Below are 18,280 nucleotides of genomic sequence, written 5' to 3' on the forward strand. Positions count from 1 at the left end.
TTGCCAAAATTGACGCCAGACCCCAAAAAATCGCCTATAAAAATTTATCCATATTTCATCCAAAGGTTGCTTGCTTGAGCGCATTTTATTAACCTCAACCTATGCGGTTTATGCAGATCAATATATTGATATTAATATCATTTATTCCAAAACCGATACTTTCGATTCCACCGGATTGCAGGCTTTATATCTATATTAATACATTCAAATATACGCTGCCTATGGTTGATTTCGTCAATGCGTAAAAAGGTGGGGGCCGACGGTGGACGTTCCGATACACACCCATGTGGACGATGGCGATAGCTGTCACCTGACACAACGCCCGGTTCAAATCGGTGTGTCCGGCATCCGCCCCATGCGCAGGGAAGACGTTCCGGCTGTCGAGGCCGTGCTCAACAGCGCTTTCAGGAAAACCGGGCAGGAGCGGAACTTCGATTTCGGCTCCTATATCGAAAAACTGTTTTTCGGCAGCCCCGCCTTCAGCCCGGAAAACGGCAGCGTTGTCTACGATGCCGGGGAGAACGGGGTCACCAGCGTCATTCTCGCCGTGCCCATGCGCTTCGTTGCGAATGGAAAAACCATTACCGCACGGCTGCTCTGCGCCTTCGCATCGGACGGGAAACGCGGCGCACTCGGCGCGGCGCGTCTGTCCCGGGGCATGCGGGCCGCCAAACACGACATGTTGTTCTCGGATACGGCTTCACCCGTCAGCGCCGATCACTGGGTGGCGACCGGCGGCAACATGCTGCCGATTGAAAGCCTGCAATGGCACAAGGCGCTCAAGCCCTTCTGCACCATCGCGCTGCGCATGCCGCGCCGTTCGAAACTGGCCAAAACCACGCTGGCGCTCGCCGCGCTCGGATTTGTGGATGGAATCCTGCGACGGTGGAAAAAGGGTCTGAGACCGCAGGAGGCTGCCGGCGCTAGGGTGAGAACCGTGGATTACGAAACCTTCCGCCGCAGGGCGCTCGCGATGATCGAGCGTTTTTCCATCCGCCCGGAATGGTCTCATGAGGAATTCCACTGGCTGATCGAGATGAGCAGGACCAATGAAAGCCTCGGCGAACTGAAGGGCGTGGTGATCGAGAATGCCGAAGGCCATGCCATGGGCGCTGCGCTGTTTTTCGGCCAGCGGGGCAGAACGGCCTATGTGCTCAATCTCGTCTGCGATGCCGGTTGCGAAAACGATGTCCTCAACACCCTGTTCCGCCATTTCGATGACGAGAACTATGCCCATGTCACCGGCATGGCACAGCCCTTTCTCATCAACGCGCTTTACCGCCAGAACCACATGAGCTTCCGCCATGACGGCTATTTCTGCATGGCGACGCGCGATGACGCCCTGCGCGAAAGGGCGCTGGCCGGCGATATCTATATTGGCGGACTGTGCTCGGAGAGCTGGAGCAAGCTCATCACCGACTATTGAGCCCCCGCCCCGCCTCACGACGGAAGACGGATCGAAACCCTCAAGCCTTGCTGAACCGCCCGACATTGGCCGAGATGAGATGGCGCAGCGCTTTCGCATAACGTTTGGAGCGCGTCTTGGCCGCCAGCGCGCTGGTCCAGTCCACCATCGACCCGTTAATATCGAAATCGCCGAGCTGGCCTTCGGGAATATCGCCCTTTTCGATGCGCTCGACGATGGAGGCGAGCGCCGCATAAAATTCCGGCGAGCGATAGGGCGGATGCAGTGAATACATGCCCTTGCCCGTGCCGAGAAAATCGAGGCGATAAACACCCGTGCGCATCATGTTCGTGCTCAGCACCTCCTCGGCGGGCATCGAGACAGGCTGCTGGTTATAGGCATAGGAGCGGATGCGCCGTTTGACATCTGGCTTGAGCAGTTCCAGCGAACCGATGCGTTTCGCAAAACGTTCCATGTCGATCATGAAAAGCCGGGTGGAAACGGTGGCGAAACGCCAGGTGGGAATGCGCGACGGCAGCTTGCGCGGCGCAGGTATGTTCTTTACGCCGGGCATGCCGACATGGCGGGAAATATCCAGATCGCCGCGCACTGTCGGCGGCCCGGAAAAGGGCGTGATGCACAGCGCATCCGGATTGGCCTTCTGAAGCGCGATGGCCTCGCCGAACCAGCTCTGGCTGCCGCCGCCGAACATCATGTCGCTGTCCATATGCAGCACATAACGGGCATTGGCGCGTTTCAGCCCGTAGAAATAGACATGGAAAGGCCCGCCATCGAAAGCCTTGGCGGGATAGGGGATCGGCGAGCGGGGAAAGAAGGTTTCCGTCACGGCGCTGCGCGCCGCATCGCTGTAATCGACGATATCCACGGAGAGATGCGGATAATTGGTCTGCATTTCCTCCAGCATGTCGAAGAGACGCTGACGCGCCGCATCGAAACCGTTCCCCTTGTAGCGGCCGGCTCCGACCTGGCCCGTATCGACGGTCAGCAGAATGCGGTCCACCTGTCCGCCCCAGACCCTAAGCTGATGCGGCAGGGTCAGGGCCGCATGCGGGGCATCGAAGGGGTGCAGGTTGATTTGCAGCGCCTTTTGCACGGGAGGAAGCGGCATTTCAGCATTCATAGTCATGCACCACGGTTCCGGAATTCATTGATGATGGCCATCATGGGTTTTTCGTTGAAACTCCAGTCCAGCGGCAGCGGCCGGTTGGCGGTGCCGTCCCGGCGCGGATAGGCCCAGCGGATCCAGCTATATTGATCCGAGATGCCCCATGTGGTGATGGAGGAAAGTGCGCCGCCCGCGGAAGCCGCCTCCAGAAATTCACGGACCTGGCCGTTGATCAGCATATCGCGTTCGGCTTCCGGTGCGGGCAGCGTCTGGTCCATCACATCCAGCTCCGTCACCAGAACGGCAAGACCGTAACTGCGCATTTCCGCCGTGAAGGCGGCAAGCTCGTCCTTGGCGATCGGCCAGCCGCCGCGCAAATGCCCCTGCAGGCCGACGGCGTTGATCGGCGCGCCCTTCTCCAGCAGTTCGAGAATGAGATTGCGAAAGGCGGCGCGTTTGGCCGGCGATTTCTCGGCGGCAAATTCCACATCATATTCGTTGAGCACGAGCTGCGCCTTCGGATCGACGGCATGGGCGATCTCGAAAGCCTTCTTGATGGCGTCCGGCCCGGCGCCGTAATACCAGGCATCGCGCCGCGCGCGCACATTGCCCGGCACGTCGGGGATCGGCTCATTGACCACGTCCCAGCTATGGATCACGTCCTTATAACGCTCCATCACCGTGACGATATGGGTCTCCATCAGCTTCTCGACCTTCACGCCGCCGCCGATGCTCGCAAGCCAGGGCGCATTGGAGGCATACCAGATCAGCGGATGGCCGTGCATGGAAAGCTTATGCTGACGGGCGAAATTGGCGATTGCATCGGCGGCGGCGAAATCGAACGCCTCCGCCGAAGGCCGCAGGACCTCCCATTTCATTTCGGTAACGGGGGTAATGCGCGAGCAATATTTCACCACCGCCTCGCCGATGCGGCTATCGGCCGTGAGATCCGGCAGGTAAACGGCCGCGCCGTAAGGGGCGGTTTTACTCGCCGCTTTCTTCTGCGCGGCAAAGGCCGGGCCGGCCACGGCATGCAGCAGGCCAGCGCTTGCCGCACCGCCCATAAAATTCCGCCGCCCAATCCGCATGCACCCGCCTCCGCAACCTTTATTCCCAAAACATAACATTCCGATCATAGGAAAAGGATATTAAAGATTTGCAAGGTTAACCGACGTTATACCACGTCATAATTGGCCAGACCCGCTTAATGCGGTAGTAACTTCGCTGTGCGAATTCTTGGCCCACGCCGCATGGAGTTTGAAGTCTTGGTTTCCGTTTCGATTGTCATTCCCGTTCGCAATGGCGAGCGTTACATCGTGGAAGCGATCGAAAGCGTGTTGCTGCAGGGCGAGACCATCGGCGAAGTGCTGGTGGTCGATGACGGCTCCACCGACACCACCGCACAAAAGGTGGAAGGTTTTTCCGACCCTCGCGTCAAATTGCTTGCCCGGCCACAGGGAAGGCAGGGCGTTTCCGCCGTGCGAAATTTCGGCCTGTCGCAGGCGCGCGGCGAATGGACGATGTTTCTCGATGCCGACGATCGCCTGAAACCGGGCGCCATCGCGGCCCTTTGCGCCGGCATTTCCGGGCCGGATGTCGTCGCCGTCTATGGCGATTACGAGCGCATCGATGAAAACGGCGTCAAGATCGGCCGGCGCAATCTCATTCGCCGCCGGGAAAAACCCGATGGTTTCATTCTCCAGCCGCTGCTCGGCGGCAACTTCATCGTCAATGGCGGCATCATGCTGGTCAGGACCCGCATCTTTCAGGAATTCGGCGGTTTCGACGAGACTTTGCGTTATGCCGAAGACTGGTATGGCTGGTGCAGGCTGGCCGCCGCCGGCCGTTTCGTTTACCTGCCTGGCTGCCATGTGCTGGATTACCGCGTGCACAGAACGAGCGTGATGATGAACCGGCTTTTGACCTTCCGGGATTGCGAACCGGCAATCGAGGCCGTGTTTTCCGACCCGGCCATCGTCGCTGCCGTTTCGCCGCCGGAGCTGCGACGGCTTCGCCGCCGGTCCGAAAACCACATGAATGCCTATACCGTGGCGCAGGCCTTCCGCGCCCGCCGCTACCGCGAGGCCTTTTCGGCGCTGGCCGATACCTTCCTCAATCGCCCGCGCCAGAGCCTCAGGGCCGTCGTTTTTTCCGCCGCAGCGCTTGCCGGAATTTAGGAGTTTCCATGTCCGAGATCATGCCGGAAGCGGTGGTGTGCATTCCGAGTTTCCGCCGGCCGGAAGGCCTGAAAAAGACGCTTCGGTCGCTCGCGGCCCAGAAGGTCGATTTTCCCTTCGCCATCGTCGTGGTCGATAATGACGGCGCGGGCCAGGCGGGTCTCGCGGTCGCGCGCGCCTTTTTCGCCGAAAGCGGCATGGCCGGCGAGGCATTGGTCGAACCGACGCAGGGCAATTGTTACGCCATCAACACCGCCTTCCGCACCGCCCGGCAAAGCTATGTTTCGGCTGAGTGGTTCCTGATGATCGATGACGACGAGGCCGCCTCCCCCGTCTGGCTTGCCGAAATGGTTTCGGCGGCGAAATCCTTCGGCGTCGATATCGTCGGCGGCCCGGTCAACCGGGAATTCGACGCGCCGGCTTCGAAGGCGGTTCTCTCGCATCCGCTGTTCGGCTCCATCGAAGCGCCGACCGGCCCCGTCGAGCAAATCCATGGATCGGGTAACTGCCTGATCTCACGGCGGGTTTTCGAGACGCTGGCGAAACCGGAATTCGACGTGCGCTTCAACTTCCTCGGCGGCGGCGACATGGATTTCTTCACCCGCTGCCGCAAGGCCGGTTTCAAATTCGCCTGGAATGCGCAAGCGCTCATCATCGAATATGTGCCGGAAAACCGCATGGCGCCGCGCTGGATCATGGAGCGCTCGCTCCGAACCGGCATCATCAATTACAGCATCGACCGTGCCCGACGCCCCGGCCTGAAGGGTGGGCTGCTGCTTGCCGCCAAAAACGCCGTCAGCCTGTGCCTGTCTCTTGTCCGCGCCGTTTCCGCCTTCGTGAAAACCGGAACCCTGCTGCCAGCAACGCATCCGCCGCTGATGTCCATCGGCCGCGTGATGGCAAGCCTCGGCATTACGCTCACGCCCTACAAGGCGCCGGCGAAGAAGAGCTGAAGCGGGATTGCTTCGGCTCAGCCAAGGGTTTTTTGCCTGCCGAGCGAGATCGTATTCGTGAACCGTTTCTGGAAACCGAACGACGACAAGGCGGTCGCGAGGACGAGGAGCGGCACGAGCACCGGCCAGAAGAAACAAAGGACGATGCCGGTCACGCGATAAAAATCCCAGTCCTTGCCGCGGCGGGCGCCTTCGATATAGGTCATGGCGAGAGAGGTAACGGTGCCAATTCCATATATGAAAAGAGAAATGGACGTAATCACCATTGGTGGCCTCAATAAATCTATGATTCGAATAAATTTGTAATATTGATGCACTGTAGCGCAGATGTTCGCAGTTGCAACGGATTTCAGCGACGCAGCACATCCATTCAATAAGTTAGGACAATCTTATATTGTCGGGCGAGAGGCGCACGCGCGCTTTATTCTTCGCGCCGCAGCAGCTTGTCGCGATGATCTAGCGACCTTGTCCCGACGCTCCGAAGCGATACTTCAGCAGCGAATATATGGCGATAGGATTGGTCAGCAGGTAACGTTTTCCGAGCCGCTTCGGCTCGAGCATGGCCCGGTAAAGCCATTCCAGCCCCATATCCTGCATCCATTGCGGCGCCCGGCTGTTCTTGCCGGCGAGGAAATCGAAAAGGCCGCCGCAGGTCTTGATCACGGCGATGCCGGAAAGCCTGTCCAGATTGCGCGAGACGAAACGCTGCTCCAGCGGTATGCCGAAGCCAACCCAGAGAATATCCGTCCGGGATGCCGCGATATCGGCGAGGATCGCCTCTTCCTCGGCCCGGCTGAAATAACCGTTGCTCCGCCCCGCAAATACGAGGCGCGGATAAAGCCTCTGCATTTCCTCGACCGCCGCACGGTTCACCTCTTCGGAGCCGCCGAGGAAATAAAAACGGCTGCCCGTCTCTTCGGCGCGCTTCGCAACGGCATGAACGAGATCCGTGGTCGCAACCCGTTCTCTCAACGCCTTCGGGCAGAATTTGCGGGAGAAGATCACCAGCGACATGCCGTCCGCATGGATCTGGTCCGCCTGCCGAAGCATGGCGTCGAATTCCCGGTCGTGATGGCAGAGCGCGATGACCTGACCGTTTGCCGATGTCGAATAAAACGGTTTTGCACCGGCCGCACGCGCCGTCGTCGCGCGCAGGATGAAATCCCGCGCGGTTTCGTCGATGGTCGCGTCGGTAATGGGTAACGCCGCAAGCGGAATAACCGGCCAGACCTGGCCAGTCCCCTCCGCATCCGGCATCTCTCTCCCTGTCATAATCTGTCCGGTGTCCAAGATAGGCATCGTTTCATTGTTATATTCACGCTTATGCTTAGGGTATAAGGCTTCAAACACTACGAAGAACTATCATTAATATTTTTATAAATCCCCGTATGCGGCGGCCATTTTACACGCCTGAAGGTTGTGCGCCACATTTTCCGCCTATTCCGGTTTTCCAGCCGATGGGTTAAGGGACGCGGAAATCAAACCACGGAAGGGCTCCGGCCATGGAAACAATCTCGATCGACAATCGCGGCGATTTCGGCCTCTGGGCGATAGAACGGGCGAAAGAAATCGTCGCCAACGAGGCGTCCGACCTTGCCATTTCGGTTCGCGACGGTGACGAAGCGGGCATTCGCGATGCCGGCAATGCACTGGGCGCGGCCATCGCCGCCGCGCTGCTCGAGGTTTATGACGGTCTGATTTCGGAAGAATAAGGCGACGCACAGCCGCCTTGTCTTACCGCGCCGCGACATCCGCGTGGTCGTCCCGGCGAAGATAACCCCAGAGACCGAGCGCCACGGCAATTGCCAGACCAAGGAACAGGCCGCCCATGCCGCCGGCGATCAGGAACGTCAGCTTGCCCGGCGGCCAGCTTCTGGAATTGGGCGCAACCGGCTGCGAAATCACCCGTACATTGGTGGAATCGATCGACTGCTGTTCGGCAAGCTGGCGGGAGCGGGTGAGATAAGTCTCATAGATCGCCGCCGCCGAGCGGGCGTCACGATCGAGATCACGCAGCCGCACCTGCGCCTCATTGTCGGTAAAGACATTGGCGCGTTCCGCCACCGCTTTCAGCCGCAGGGCATCGAGTGAGGAGCGCGCCTCCGCGACGTTGATCTTTGCCGCTTGAAGGATACGCCGCGCCTCATCCGCCATTCCCTGTTCCAGCATCGCCCGCTCCGCCCCTGCTGTCGCAAGCCGCGGATGGCGCGCGCCATAGGTCAGCGTCATCGCACCGATCTGCTGTTGCAGCGTGCTGTATTGCGCGCGGATCGTATTCATCGTCTGGCTGTCGAATATGGCGTCGCTCTGGGTGCGGTTCTGCGCAATCGCCGCCTCCATCTGCTTGAGGCGCGATTCTTCCTGAATGAGGCGCTGCTGGGTCGCAAGCACCTGAGCGTTCAGCTCACCGGAAGCCAGATTGCTGACGAGCTGGCCGTTATTTTCCTGCAGGCCGTTCTCACGGCGAAAATCGGCCACGCGCTTTTCGGCGGCGGTCACATTCTCGCGCATTTCCTCGAGCCGCTTCCTGAGATCGTCAACGACGCGTTGACTGCTGTCGGAGTTTGTCTGGAATAGCTCGCTTTCGAAAGCCTTCACGATGGCCTTGGAGACAGTCACCGATTTTTCGGCGTCATTGGTCCAGACCGAAAGCGTCACGACAAAGGATCGCGGGTCGCGTTCCGCCGCCACCCGATCGCCGAGCGAACGAAGCGCGCCGACCCGGTTGTCGTCATCTTCCGGTTTCGATGAGAACATCGCCTTCAGCCGGGCGAGCGGCGGCGGGCTGATGAATTCAGGATCCTGATCGAGCTTCAGCTCGTCCACCACCCGTGCCAGCACGTTGCGCGAGGTGATGGTGCGCAGCTTGCTTTCCACCTCGAGGATTTGCGTGTCGCGCTGCTGGTTGGGTGAAAACACGCCGTCATTGACGACATTCAGGTTGGAGGGATTGACGACGATATCCGTATAGGCCTTGTAGCGCGGCGGCGTCATGGAGGCATAGGTCAGCGCGCCGGCAACGCAGAGAACGATTGCCAGCACGATCCAGACAATGCCTTTGCGAAGCCAGAGGATGACGTCATCCACACCGATCCTGTCGATATGTTTCAGGCCCGGCAGCGCAGTCGCCAGACTGCCGCTCGGCGAAGCCGTCTTCACCGGCGTCTCGGCCGCAGCCGGCTCGGCGACGGTTTTCGCCGGTTTCGGCTCCAGATGCTCCTTCAGCACCGTGCGCTCGAAAACCTCGTCCTCATCCACCAGATCGTCCAGCAGGGAACCATGGGTTCTCGCGGCAGGCGCCGTTTTTTCATCGAGCGGACGTGCCTGCTTATGTCCCGCCTTTTGAAGCCTGTACATCAGCCAATCCAACTCGAACGAACCACAAAAAGGCCGGCAACAGAGGGTTCCCATCGTCGCCAGAGCCGCTATCGACGGACAAGTTTAAATATGACGGGTGAATTTTAGGTTACCCGCATCAGTCCCGCCATCATCGCCTATTCGCGTCGGCGTTGAAAGGGATGATTGACTTGAATGGATCGATACGGTTCTTTCAACCGTTATATTTTTGCATTATCCATTTGACCCTCAAAGATTTTATCGAAACGGAGTTTGGAATGAGCCTGAAATTTGGAACGAGCGGCCTTCGCGGCCTCTCTGTCGATCTGAAAGGAAAAGCTTCTGCCGTCTATGCCACGGCATTTGCGAGGCACCTTCTCACATCGGGCCAGGCAAAGGCGGGCGATCCCATTCTCGTCGGCCGCGATTTCCGCGATTCGAGCCCGGATGTTTCCGCCACCTGCATCGCCGCGCTCAAAAAAGCCGGCCTGACCCCGTTCGATTGCGGCACGGTGCCGACACCGGCGCTGGCGCTTTACGGCCTGTCACTGAAGGCCGGCGCGCTGATGATCACCGGCTCGCATATTCCGGCCGACCGCAACGGCATCAAGTTCTACCGCCCGGACGGCGAAATCGACAAGCAGGACGAGACGGCGATTGCCGCTCTTGCCACCGAAATCGAAGCGGAAGGCATCAGCGACGAGGCGGCGACCGCCGAGGACCATTCCGCCACCGCAGCCGAACTTTTCTACGAGCGCAACATCGCGCTGCTGCCGGAAAAAGCGCTCTCCGGCCTCAAGATCGGCGTTTACCAGCACAGCACGGTGGCGCGCGATCTCTTTGTCGACGTGCTTGCCCATTATGGTGCGGATGTCGTTCCGCTCGGCCGCTCCGAAACCTTCATCCCTGTCGATACCGAAGCGGTCTCGCCGGAAACGCTGGCCCTTCTCAAGAAATGGTCGCCGGAGCACGGTCTCGACGCCATCGTTTCCGCCGATGGCGACGGAGACCGTCCCCTGCTGACCGATCAAAACGGCGTGCCGCTGCGCGGCGACCTCATCGGCCTGATCACCGCCAATTTCCTCGGCGCCGGCGTGGTCGTCACCCCCGTCACCTCCAATTCCGGCATCGAGGCGAGCGGTTCGTTCGATGTCGTCCGCACCAAAGTCGGCTCCCCCTTCGTGATCGCGGGCATGGCTGAGGCGCTCGCCGCCGGCAAGAACGGCGTCATGGGCTTCGAGGCCAATGGCGGCCTGCTGACGGCGTCTGCCTTCACACTTAACGGCCGGGCGCTTTCGCCGCTGCCGACGCGTGACAGCTTCCTGCCGGTTCTCGCCGTGCTGCTTCTCTCGGCAGAACAGAAAAAGCCGCTGTCGCAGATCGCCGCCGCCTATAACCTACCGGTCGCCGCCGCCGACCGCCTGGAAAATTTCGCGCAGGAAAAGAGCGCCGCCCTGATGACGCATCTGCGCGCCTCGCGCAGCAATCTCGAGGCCTTCCTCGCGCCGGTCGGCACCGTGAAGGCGCTGAGCGACATCGACGGCCTGCGCGTCGCGCTCACCGATGGCAGCACCATCCATTTCCGCCCATCCGGCAACGCTCCCGAAATGCGCTGCTACGTCGAAGCCGCCAATCAGGACGAGGCCGAAACGCTTTTGAACGAGGGGCTCGATCTCATCCGCAATTTTGGGTGAGAGTGGATGCCGCATACGCGATGGTGTAAGCTGCACGCATGAAGAGAACGGACGCAATCAGGAAACTCAAGCGCCACGCCCATGCAGTGAAAAGCATGGGCGCGACGTCGCTCTATCTTTTCGGATCGACGGCCCGCGATGAGGCCCTTGCCTCCAGCGATCTGGACATCTTCATCGACTATGATCCGGGCCGCCGTTTTTCGTTGATCGATCTCGTCGGTATCAAGCAGTTTCTGGAAGAAGAATTGGCCGTGGAAGTCGACTTGACGACACGCAACAGCCTCCACCCGCTGCTCCGGAATGACATCGAGCAATCCGCCGTACGGATATTTTGATGACCAGACGTAGGGTCGGGCCGGTTCTCGCCGAAATTCTGGAGGCCATAAACGGCATTGAGACCCACACCGCAGGCCTGTCGCTCACTGATTTCCAGCAAAATTGGCTCCTCAAACTCGCCGTGCAACGCGCCCTCGAAATCGTCTCCGAGGCGTCCCGTCACCTACCCGATGACTTGCTGGAGCTTGCGCCGGACGTACCGTGGAAACAGATTCGGGGAATCGGCAATATTCTGCGTCATGAGTACCACAAGATCGCGAATGACGTCGTTTGGGCCGTGGTCACCGAACATGTGCCGCCGCTCAAAATCGCTGTTGAGGCTATCCAACGATCCGTCGAAAGTGAAAACTGAGGACTTATCAGCGCCGTGTCGCAAATGTCGCACCCCGCCCGTGCCCAGTTGCTCTTCCGGCTCCATGGAGCGATAAGGACCGGAGGGCCACGAGAGGCGGATTATGAGCGGCGAGACCATTACCCTTTATGAAGCGATCGGTGGCGATGCGACCGTCAGGGCACTGACCCGGCGCTTCTACGAATTGATGGATACCCTGCCGGAAGCGGCGCGCTGCCGCGCCATCCATCCCGCCGATCTTTCCGGCAGCGAGGCGAAGTTTTACGATTATCTGACGGGATATCTTGGCGGACCGCCCGTCTATGTCGAGAAACATGGCCACCCGATGCTGCGCCGCCGCCATTTCGTCGCCCCCATCGGCCCGGCAGAGCGGGATGAATGGCTGCTCTGCTTCCGACGCGCCATGGACGAGACCATCGAAAACCCGAAGCTGCGCGAGATCATCTGGACGCCGGTGGAGCGGCTGGCCTTTCACATGCAGAACCAGGAGGCGGACAGCCAATGACCACGCAGAGCGCGACCATCGCAAGCCTGCCGCGCGAAAGATTGCGGGCCTTCATTCTGTTGCTGGGCGGCCTCCTGGGTGCTGCGGGCGTCATGCTTGCCGCCGCCGCCACCCACACCGGCGAAACCTATATGCTCGGCAATGCTTCGGCCATGGCGCTGGCGCATGCGCCGGTGCTGGTGGCGCTTCATATCGGCGCGGATCGCATCAGAACCGCCGTTCCGGCAGGCCTGATCCTCGGCCTCGGTACTGCGGTCTTTGTCGGCGATCTCGTTACCAGGCATTTTTCCGGCCACAGCCTGTTTCCCTACGCCGCACCCACTGGCGGCCTCGGCATGATCGGCGGGTGGCTGGTGCTGTGCGCGGGAGCATTTCTGAAGCCGAAGGGTTAGGCTTTAGCCCTTACGCCGCGTCCAGCGAAACGAGAGGATATTGCGGCCCTCTTCGGCCGCCGTGCCGATCTTGAAGGACGGCGTTTCACCGGGCTGGCGGGTGCGCAGATAGGGAAAGGTCACAACATTCCCGCCGCTTCTGGCAAGGCGGTTGCGCCTTTCGCGTTCACCGATGATTTCATAGATATCCGTCAGGGCCGGATCGGCAGCCTGCTCGGCCATCTTGTGCAGTTCCACACGGCAGGCTTCCGCCGCCGGCTCTTCACCCTTAAAATTATTGCGCTCGTCGCTCATCGCTGGAGGTCCGTTCATTCATCGTCTGCAGCGCCCGCTCCAGACTGGATTTGCTGCCGTTGCGCAGCGGAATGAACGTCTTGCCGAATTTCTTGCAACCGGACTTCACCCGCAGACACGCATCGTGGCTGATACAGTCGATCGGGCAGAAAACGCAGTCGACGGAGGGAAGCACGGTATCGATGCGCGAGACGGCCTCACGCAGGCCGCCATCGTGATGAATGAGCTCCGCGCCGAAATTGCTGGCGATCTGGCGAAGATGAGCAACCTGACAGTCACGGCCGCCGACATAAAGAAAGCTTTTGGGACCGGAAAGCTGCTGTTCGGCCACGTCCCGCTCGGTTTGGGGAACGCCCTTGCCCTGCTTGCCGCCACGTTCGGCCTTCTTCTTTTCCTTGCGTGCCATTCCCTCACCTGCCGGTTGATTTTTCAATGCCCCGGACGTTCGGGATGCCGGCACCATAATAAAGATGAGTTTTGGAGTAAAGTATAAAGGTGATAATTTTCCTCATGTTTCGGCATAAAGAATCGATTGCTTAGAGCATTTCCAGGAAAAGTGGACCCGGTTTTCCGTCCGGAAATGCGCCAAAACAAAGAGTTAGAGTGTTTTCGCGATTCGAAGAACGCGAAAACACTCTAGGCGCGAGAACGGTTCCCTTCAGCCGTTTATCCGCAATCCGCCCATGAAAAGCTGCTCCAAATGCCGGGCCGCATCCTCGAAACGGCCCTCGCCGCCATTCTTCTCGCCCAGCACCGCCCGCACCTGCACATCGAAATCCGCATAATGCTGGGTGGTAGACCAGATGGAAAAAATGAGGTGATAAGGATCGCATTTGGCCATCCGTCCGGCCTTCACCCAGGCGCGGATCACCTCGGCCTTTTCATCCACCAGTTGTTTCAGCGGCCCCTTCAGCTCATCCTCGATATGCGGCGCGCCCTGTAGGATTTCATTGGCGAACAGGCGGCTTTCACGCGGGAAATCGCGCGACATTTCCAGCTTGCGACGAATATAGGAGCGAATCTCGCTTTCAGGATTGCCCTCGGCATCGAAAGCGCGCAGCGGGTCGAGCCATGTGTCCAGCACCCGCTCGATCAGCGCGCGATGCATCGCCTCTTTGGTGCGGAAATAATAAAGCACGTTCGGTTTCGACATGCCGGCCGCCTCGGCAATCTGATCGATGGTGGAACCGCGAAACCCGTTTGTGGAAAAAACACTGAGCGCGGCTTCAAGAATCGCTTCCTGCTTTTCTTCCTGAATGCGGGTCCGCTTCTGTGTTTTCGCTGCGCGCGGTATGGCCATTCTCAGCTCTCTGTTTCTTTTCCATGCAATTGCCGTTACAGTATGCTTAAAAAATAATCTCCGCGTACAGTTTAGGCAAAATTACTGCGATTCGTCACGAAATCCCTTGCTGACGCCACCGCGAATTTGCAATGTTTACCAGCCGGTCAATTTATCCCCCATCGCCATCACAAGGCAATGGCTGTTATCTTAACCGGCAAAAAAGGGAACGGCACAAGCTTTGCTTCGATAAAAACAAAACAGGTGAGGACGACACTTTATGGCGGCGGGTAAGAACTTGACGGTCAATGGCGACCGTCTGTGGGACAGTCTGATGGATATGGCGAAGATTGGCCCCGGCATTGCCGGCGGCAATAATCGCCGCACGCTGACGGATGAGGATGCGGAAGGCCGCCGCCTCTTTCAGCGCTGGTGCGAAGCGGCGGGCCTGACGATGGGCGTCGACCGCATGGGCACCATGTTCGCCACCCGCCCCGGCGAGGATTCGGATGCGCTTCCCGTTTATATCGGCAGCCACCTCGACACCCAGCCGACCGGCGGCAAGTTCGATGGCGTGCTCGGCGTGCTGGCCGGGCTGGAGGTGGTGCGCAGCCTGAATGACTTGAACATCAAAACCAGACACCCGATCACCGTCACCAACTGGTCAAACGAGGAAGGCGCGCGCTTTGCCCCGGCCATGCTGGCCTCCGGCGTCTTCGCCGGCATTCACGATCTCGATTATGCCTATGGCCGCACCGATACCGACGGCAAGACCTATGGCGAAGAGCTGAAACGCATCGGCTGGCTGGGCGAGGAAGAGGTGGGCGCGCGCAAAATGCACGCCTATTTCGAATATCACATCGAACAGGGTCCGATCCTGGAGGCGGAAAGCAAACAGATCGGCGTTGTCACCCATTGCCAGGGCCTGTGGTGGCTGGAAGTGACGCTGACCGGCAAGGAAGCCCACACCGGCTCCACGCCTATGGCCATGCGCGTCAATGCCGGTCTTGCCGCCGCCCGCATTCTCGAAAAGGTGCAGGAGGTGGCCATGGCTCACCAGCCCGGCGCCGTCGCCGGCGTTGGCCAGATGATCTTCACGCCCAATTCCCGCAATGTGCTGCCCGGCAAGGTGGTCTTCACCATCGACCTCAGAACCCCCTCACAGGCGAAACTCGACAGCATGCGCGCCATCTTCGAGCGCGAGGTGCCGCAGATCGCCGAAGAACTCGGCGTGGGCTGCTCAATCGAGGCCATCGGCCATTTCGATCCCGTCACCTTCGACCCCGTTTTGGTCGGCCGCGTACGCTCCGCCGCCGAAAAACTCGGCTACAGCCACATGGATATCATCTCCGGCGCCGGCCACGATGCCTGCTGGACGGCAAGGGTCGCCCCCTCCACCATGATCTTCTGCCCTTGCGTGGACGGGCTTTCCCACAACGAGGCCGAAGAAATTTCGCCGGAATGGGCAGCCGCCGGCTGCGATGTGCTGCTGCATGCAGTGCTGGAGACTGCGGAGATCGCGGAATGACCGCCACCATCATCAAGAACGGCACCATCGTCACCGCCGACCTCACCTATAAGGCCGATGTGAAGATCGAAGGCGGCAGGATCACCGAGATCGGGCCTGATCTGACCGGCGGCACGGTACTCGATGCCACCGGATGTTATGTCATGCCCGGCGGCATCGATCCGCATGTGCATCTGGAAATGCCCTTCATGGGCACCTATTCCGCCGATGATTTCGAGAGCGGCACGCGCGCGGCGCTTGCCGGCGGCACGACCATGGTGGTGGATTTCTGCCTGCCGGAGCCGGGGCAATCGCTTCTTGACGCCCTGCAGCGCTGGGACAACAAGGCGACGCGCGCCAGTTGCGATTATTCCTTCCACATGGCCGTCACCTGGTGGGGCGAGCAGGTCTTCGATGAGATGAAGACGGTGGTTCGGGAAAAAGGCATCAACTCCTTCAAGCACTTCATGGCCTATAAGGGCGCTTTAATGGTGAATGACGACGAGATGTTCGCCTCCTTCTCGCGCTGCGCCGAACTGGGCGCCATTCCCTTCGTGCATGCGGAAAACGGCGATATCGTCGCGCAGATGCAGGAAAAGCTGATGGCGGAAGGCAATGTCGGGCCGGAGGCGCATGCCTATTCCCGCCCACCCTCCGTGGAAGGCGAGGCCACCAACCGCGCCATCATCATCGCCGATATGGCCGGTGCGCCGCTTTATGTCGTCCATACCTCCTGCGAGCAGGCCCATGAAGCCATCCGCCGCGCCCGGCAAAACGGCATGCGGGTCTATGGCGAACCGCTGATCCAGCACCTGATCCTCGATGAAAGCGAATATGCCAATCCCGACTGGGATCACGCCGCGCGTCGGGTGATGTCGCCGCCCTTCCGCAACCGGCAGCATCAGGACAGCCTCTGGGCGGGCCTCGCCTCCGGCTCGCTGCAATGCGTGGCGACCGACCATTGCGCCTTCACCACCGAACAGAAACGCTTTGGTCTTGGCGATTTCCGAAGGATTCCGAACGGCACCGGCGGGCTGGAAGATCGCATGCCGCTGCTCTGGACCCATGGCGTGGCGACCGGCCGCCTGACGATGAACGAATTCGTCGCCGTCACCTCCACCAACATCGCCAAGATTCTGAACATCTACCCCAGAAAGGGCGCGATCCTCGTCGGTAGCGATGCCGATATCGTCGTCTGGGATCCGGCGCTGGAAAAGACCATCAGCGCGGCGAGCCAGCAATCGGCCATCGATTACAACGTGTTCGAAGGCCAGAAGGTCAAAGGCCTGCCGCGCTACACCCTGTCGCGCGGTCTCGTCAGCATCGAGGAGGCCACCATCGAAACGCAGCCGGGTCACGGCCAGTTCATCGCCCGCGATGCTTATCCAGCCGTCAGCCGGGCGCTTTCCACCTGGAAGGAACTCGTAGCGCCGCGCAAGGTCGAGCGCAGCGGCATTCCGGCATCGGGTGTATGACCGTGAGCGCCGGGCCGAAACGCGAAATCGTCATCGCCGCAGCCGTTCTCCTCAATGAGCGACGGCAGATGCTGGTCGTGCGCAAGCGCGGCACCACGCAATTCATGCAGCCGGGCGGCAAGATCGATCCAGGCGAAACGCCGGAACAGGCGCTTCACCGCGAACTTGCCGAGGAAATCGGCCTGACGCTGCCCGAAAATGCCGCCCGTTATGAAGGCGTCTTTCGCGAGGAGGCCGCCAATGAGACGGGGGCGGACGTCGTCGCCCATACATTCATCGCGAGGCTTCATGCCGATGTCGCCCCGCAGGCGGAAATAGAGGAAGTGCGCTGGCTCGATCTCGACCGCCACACCGGCATAACGATCGCAAGGCTTACGGAAACCCAAATGCTGCCGCTGGCGCGCGCGGCCCTGACGGAAAGCGAAACCAAGCCCAGATGAACCAGGCCTCCCCCTATTCCGTCGTTTCCGCCAGAAATCTCGGCCTCACTTTCGAAACGGGCGATGGCCCGGTGCACGCACTTTCCAATGTCGACCTGGAGGTCGGCAAGGGCGATTTCGTCTCCTTCATCGGCCCTTCCGGCTGCGGCAAGACCACCTTCCTGCGGGTCATCGCCGATCTGGAAAAACACACATCCGGCGACATCACCGTCAACGGCACGACGCCGGAAAACGCCCGCCGGGACCGCTCCTACGGTTACGTTTTTCAGGCCGCCGCCCTTTATCCGTGGCGCAGCATCGAAAAGAACATTGCGCTGCCGCTCGAAATCATGGGCTATACCAAGGCCGAGCAGCGCGAGCGCATCGAGCGCACGCTCGATCTCGTCAATCTCAACGGTTTCGGCAAGAAATATCCCTGGCAGCTTTCCGGCGGCATGCAGCAGCGCGCCTCCATTGCCCGTGCTCTCGCCTTCGATGCCGACCTGCTGTTGATGGACGAGCCCTTCGGCGCACTGGATGAGATCGTGCGCGATCACCTCAACGAACAGCTTCTGAAACTCTGGGATGCGACCGGCAAGACAATTTGCTTCGTCACCCACTCCATTCCCGAAGCGGTCTATCTCTCGACCAAGATCGTTGTGATGTCGCCGCGGCCGGGCAGAGTGACGGATGTGATCACATCGACGCTGCCACGGGAAAGGCCGCTCGAGATTCGCGAGACGCCGGAGTTTCTGGCGATCGCACATCGGGTGCGTGAGGGGTTGAAGGCGGGGCATAGCTATGAGGGGTGAGGTCAGCGCCAGCATTCCCCCCCTCTGCCCTGCCGGGCATCTCCCTCTCAAGGGGGGAGATCGGCAGGAGGCCCTACCACCGCTCTATTCGCAAACGCTGAGATGGGCGAGACCTCACCACGAGTCGATCTCCCCCCTTGAGGGGGAGATGCCCGGCAGGGCAGAGGGGGGTAAGCCACACCCACAAGGCACCGCTAAACCCCACCCGCGGCAAAAGC

The 18,280-nt window shown here is 60.1% G+C and carries 20 protein-coding genes and 1 pseudogene; 13 read left to right on the forward strand and 8 right to left on the reverse strand.

Annotated features, from left to right (window positions below):
• Positions 1–355: 355 nt before the first annotated feature.
• On the forward strand, positions 356–1,426 hold the full coding sequence (locus tag ACQZ40_RS13980; RefSeq protein WP_448748212.1) for a GNAT family N-acetyltransferase: 1,071 nt from the start codon (positions 356–358) through the stop codon (positions 1,424–1,426).
• Positions 1,427–1,466: 40 nt separating this feature from the next.
• Here ACQZ40_RS13980 and uppG read toward each other — a convergent pair whose 3' ends face one another.
• Both uppG and uppI read right to left on the reverse strand, forming a co-directional pair.
• Positions 1,467–2,546 carry a polysaccharide biosynthesis glycosyltransferase UppG gene (gene uppG / locus ACQZ40_RS13985; RefSeq protein WP_065655097.1) on the reverse strand — a complete coding sequence of 360 codons (1,080 nt, stop codon included), beginning with the start codon at positions 2,544–2,546 and terminating at the stop codon, positions 1,467–1,469.
• Positions 2,547–2,548: 2 nt separating this feature from the next.
• Positions 2,549–3,619: a polysaccharide biosynthesis UDP-hexose transferase UppI gene (gene uppI, locus ACQZ40_RS13990; RefSeq protein WP_448748182.1), complete on the reverse strand. Its 1,071-nt coding sequence runs from the start codon at positions 3,617–3,619 to the stop codon at positions 2,549–2,551.
• A gap of 177 nt (positions 3,620–3,796) precedes the next feature.
• On the opposite strand from uppI, the gene uppH reads away from it, so the two are divergent.
• Together uppH and uppJ are read left to right on the forward strand one after the other, a co-directional pair.
• Positions 3,797–4,708 (forward strand): polysaccharide biosynthesis endo-1,4-beta-xylanase UppH, encoded by a 912-nt coding sequence (gene uppH, locus ACQZ40_RS13995; protein WP_233283546.1) that lies wholly within the window; start codon positions 3,797–3,799, stop codon positions 4,706–4,708.
• Between the two features lie 8 nt (positions 4,709–4,716).
• Positions 4,717–5,661 (forward strand): polysaccharide biosynthesis UDP-hexose transferase UppJ, encoded by a 945-nt coding sequence (gene uppJ, locus ACQZ40_RS14000; protein WP_448748183.1) that lies wholly within the window; start codon positions 4,717–4,719, stop codon positions 5,659–5,661.
• A 17-nt stretch (positions 5,662–5,678) separates the two neighbouring features.
• Here uppJ and ACQZ40_RS14005 read toward each other — a convergent pair whose 3' ends face one another.
• Both ACQZ40_RS14005 and uppL read right to left on the reverse strand, forming a co-directional pair.
• Positions 5,679–5,927 (reverse strand): hypothetical protein, encoded by a 249-nt coding sequence (locus ACQZ40_RS14005; RefSeq protein WP_065655100.1) that lies wholly within the window; start codon positions 5,925–5,927, stop codon positions 5,679–5,681.
• A gap of 190 nt (positions 5,928–6,117) precedes the next feature.
• Positions 6,118–6,918: a polysaccharide biosynthesis UDP-hexose transferase UppL gene (uppL, locus tag ACQZ40_RS14010; protein WP_448748213.1), complete on the reverse strand. Its 801-nt coding sequence runs from the start codon at positions 6,916–6,918 to the stop codon at positions 6,118–6,120.
• A 245-nt stretch (positions 6,919–7,163) separates the two neighbouring features.
• Here uppL and ACQZ40_RS14015 point away from each other — a divergent pair, with 245 nt between their 5' ends.
• Positions 7,164–7,373: a hypothetical protein gene (locus ACQZ40_RS14015; protein WP_003509414.1), complete on the forward strand. Its 210-nt coding sequence runs from the start codon at positions 7,164–7,166 to the stop codon at positions 7,371–7,373.
• Positions 7,374–7,395: 22 nt separating this feature from the next.
• On the opposite strand, the gene uppM is transcribed toward ACQZ40_RS14015, so the two are convergent.
• Positions 7,396–9,018 carry a polysaccharide biosynthesis protein UppM gene (gene uppM / locus ACQZ40_RS14020; RefSeq protein WP_448748184.1) on the reverse strand — a complete coding sequence of 541 codons (1,623 nt, stop codon included), beginning with the start codon at positions 9,016–9,018 and terminating at the stop codon, positions 7,396–7,398.
• A gap of 257 nt (positions 9,019–9,275) precedes the next feature.
• Between uppM and uppO the strand changes: the two genes are divergently transcribed.
• From uppO to ACQZ40_RS14045, 5 genes are all read left to right on the forward strand, one after another.
• Positions 9,276–10,691, forward strand: a complete 1,416-nt coding sequence (gene uppO / locus ACQZ40_RS14025; RefSeq protein WP_448748185.1) for a polysaccharide biosynthesis phosphomannomutase UppO — start codon at positions 9,276–9,278, stop codon at positions 10,689–10,691.
• Positions 10,692–10,729: 38 nt separating this feature from the next.
• The gene (locus ACQZ40_RS14030) at positions 10,730–11,026 is read left to right on the forward strand and encodes a nucleotidyltransferase family protein (RefSeq protein ID WP_448748186.1); all 297 of its coding nucleotides are present in this window, start codon (positions 10,730–10,732) and stop codon (positions 11,024–11,026) included.
• Entirely contained in the window at positions 11,026–11,379 is a 354-nt protein-coding gene (locus ACQZ40_RS14035; RefSeq protein ID WP_174036381.1) for a HepT-like ribonuclease domain-containing protein, read from the forward strand. The genes ACQZ40_RS14030 and ACQZ40_RS14035 overlap by 1 nt, the downstream gene beginning before the upstream one ends.
• Before the next feature lie 103 nt (positions 11,380–11,482).
• On the forward strand, positions 11,483–11,884 hold the full coding sequence (locus ACQZ40_RS14040) for a group II truncated hemoglobin (protein ID WP_035220023.1): 402 nt from the start codon (positions 11,483–11,485) through the stop codon (positions 11,882–11,884).
• Complete coding sequence (locus tag ACQZ40_RS14045; RefSeq protein ID WP_174036382.1) at positions 11,881–12,276, forward strand: DUF423 domain-containing protein; 396 nt, start codon at positions 11,881–11,883, stop codon at positions 12,274–12,276. Before ACQZ40_RS14040 ends, ACQZ40_RS14045 begins: the two co-directional genes overlap by 4 nt.
• A 3-nt stretch (positions 12,277–12,279) precedes the next feature.
• Here ACQZ40_RS14045 and ACQZ40_RS14050 read toward each other — a convergent pair whose 3' ends face one another.
• The 3 genes and pseudogenes from ACQZ40_RS14050 to rutR all read right to left on the reverse strand — a co-directional run bounded on the left by ACQZ40_RS14050 (position 12,280) and on the right by rutR (position 13,870).
• Positions 12,280–12,570, reverse strand: coding sequence for a hypothetical protein (locus ACQZ40_RS14050; RefSeq protein ID WP_174036383.1), 291 nt, complete (start codon positions 12,568–12,570; stop codon positions 12,280–12,282).
• Positions 12,551–12,874: pseudogene (locus tag ACQZ40_RS14055) on the reverse strand (DUF2325 domain-containing protein); the annotation flags it as partial. The pseudogene ACQZ40_RS14055 and the gene ACQZ40_RS14050, both read right to left, overlap by 20 nt.
• Before the next feature lie 354 nt (positions 12,875–13,228).
• Entirely contained in the window at positions 13,229–13,870 is a 642-nt protein-coding gene (rutR, locus tag ACQZ40_RS14060; protein ID WP_003520582.1) for an HTH-type transcriptional regulator RutR, read from the reverse strand.
• A 259-nt stretch (positions 13,871–14,129) separates the two neighbouring features.
• On the opposite strand from rutR, the gene ACQZ40_RS14065 reads away from it, so the two are divergent.
• From ACQZ40_RS14065 to ACQZ40_RS14080, 4 genes are read left to right on the forward strand one after another with little or no spacing between them, the layout of a single operon-like run.
• Positions 14,130–15,377 carry a Zn-dependent hydrolase gene (locus tag ACQZ40_RS14065; protein WP_448748187.1) on the forward strand — a complete coding sequence of 416 codons (1,248 nt, stop codon included), beginning with the start codon at positions 14,130–14,132 and terminating at the stop codon, positions 15,375–15,377.
• Positions 15,374–16,831, forward strand: coding sequence for a dihydropyrimidinase (gene hydA, locus ACQZ40_RS14070; protein ID WP_448748188.1), 1,458 nt, complete (start codon positions 15,374–15,376; stop codon positions 16,829–16,831). The genes ACQZ40_RS14065 and hydA overlap by 4 nt, the downstream gene beginning before the upstream one ends.
• Positions 16,828–17,271, forward strand: a complete 444-nt coding sequence (locus ACQZ40_RS14075) for an NUDIX hydrolase (RefSeq protein WP_162934113.1) — start codon at positions 16,828–16,830, stop codon at positions 17,269–17,271. The genes hydA and ACQZ40_RS14075 overlap by 4 nt, the downstream gene beginning before the upstream one ends.
• On the forward strand, positions 17,268–18,062 hold the full coding sequence (locus tag ACQZ40_RS14080) for an ABC transporter ATP-binding protein (RefSeq protein WP_220317311.1): 795 nt from the start codon (positions 17,268–17,270) through the stop codon (positions 18,060–18,062). Before ACQZ40_RS14075 ends, ACQZ40_RS14080 begins: the two co-directional genes overlap by 4 nt.
• Positions 18,063–18,280: the final 218 nt, after the last annotated feature.

It is taken from the genome of Agrobacterium sp. 16-172Ci (assembly GCF_053522725.1).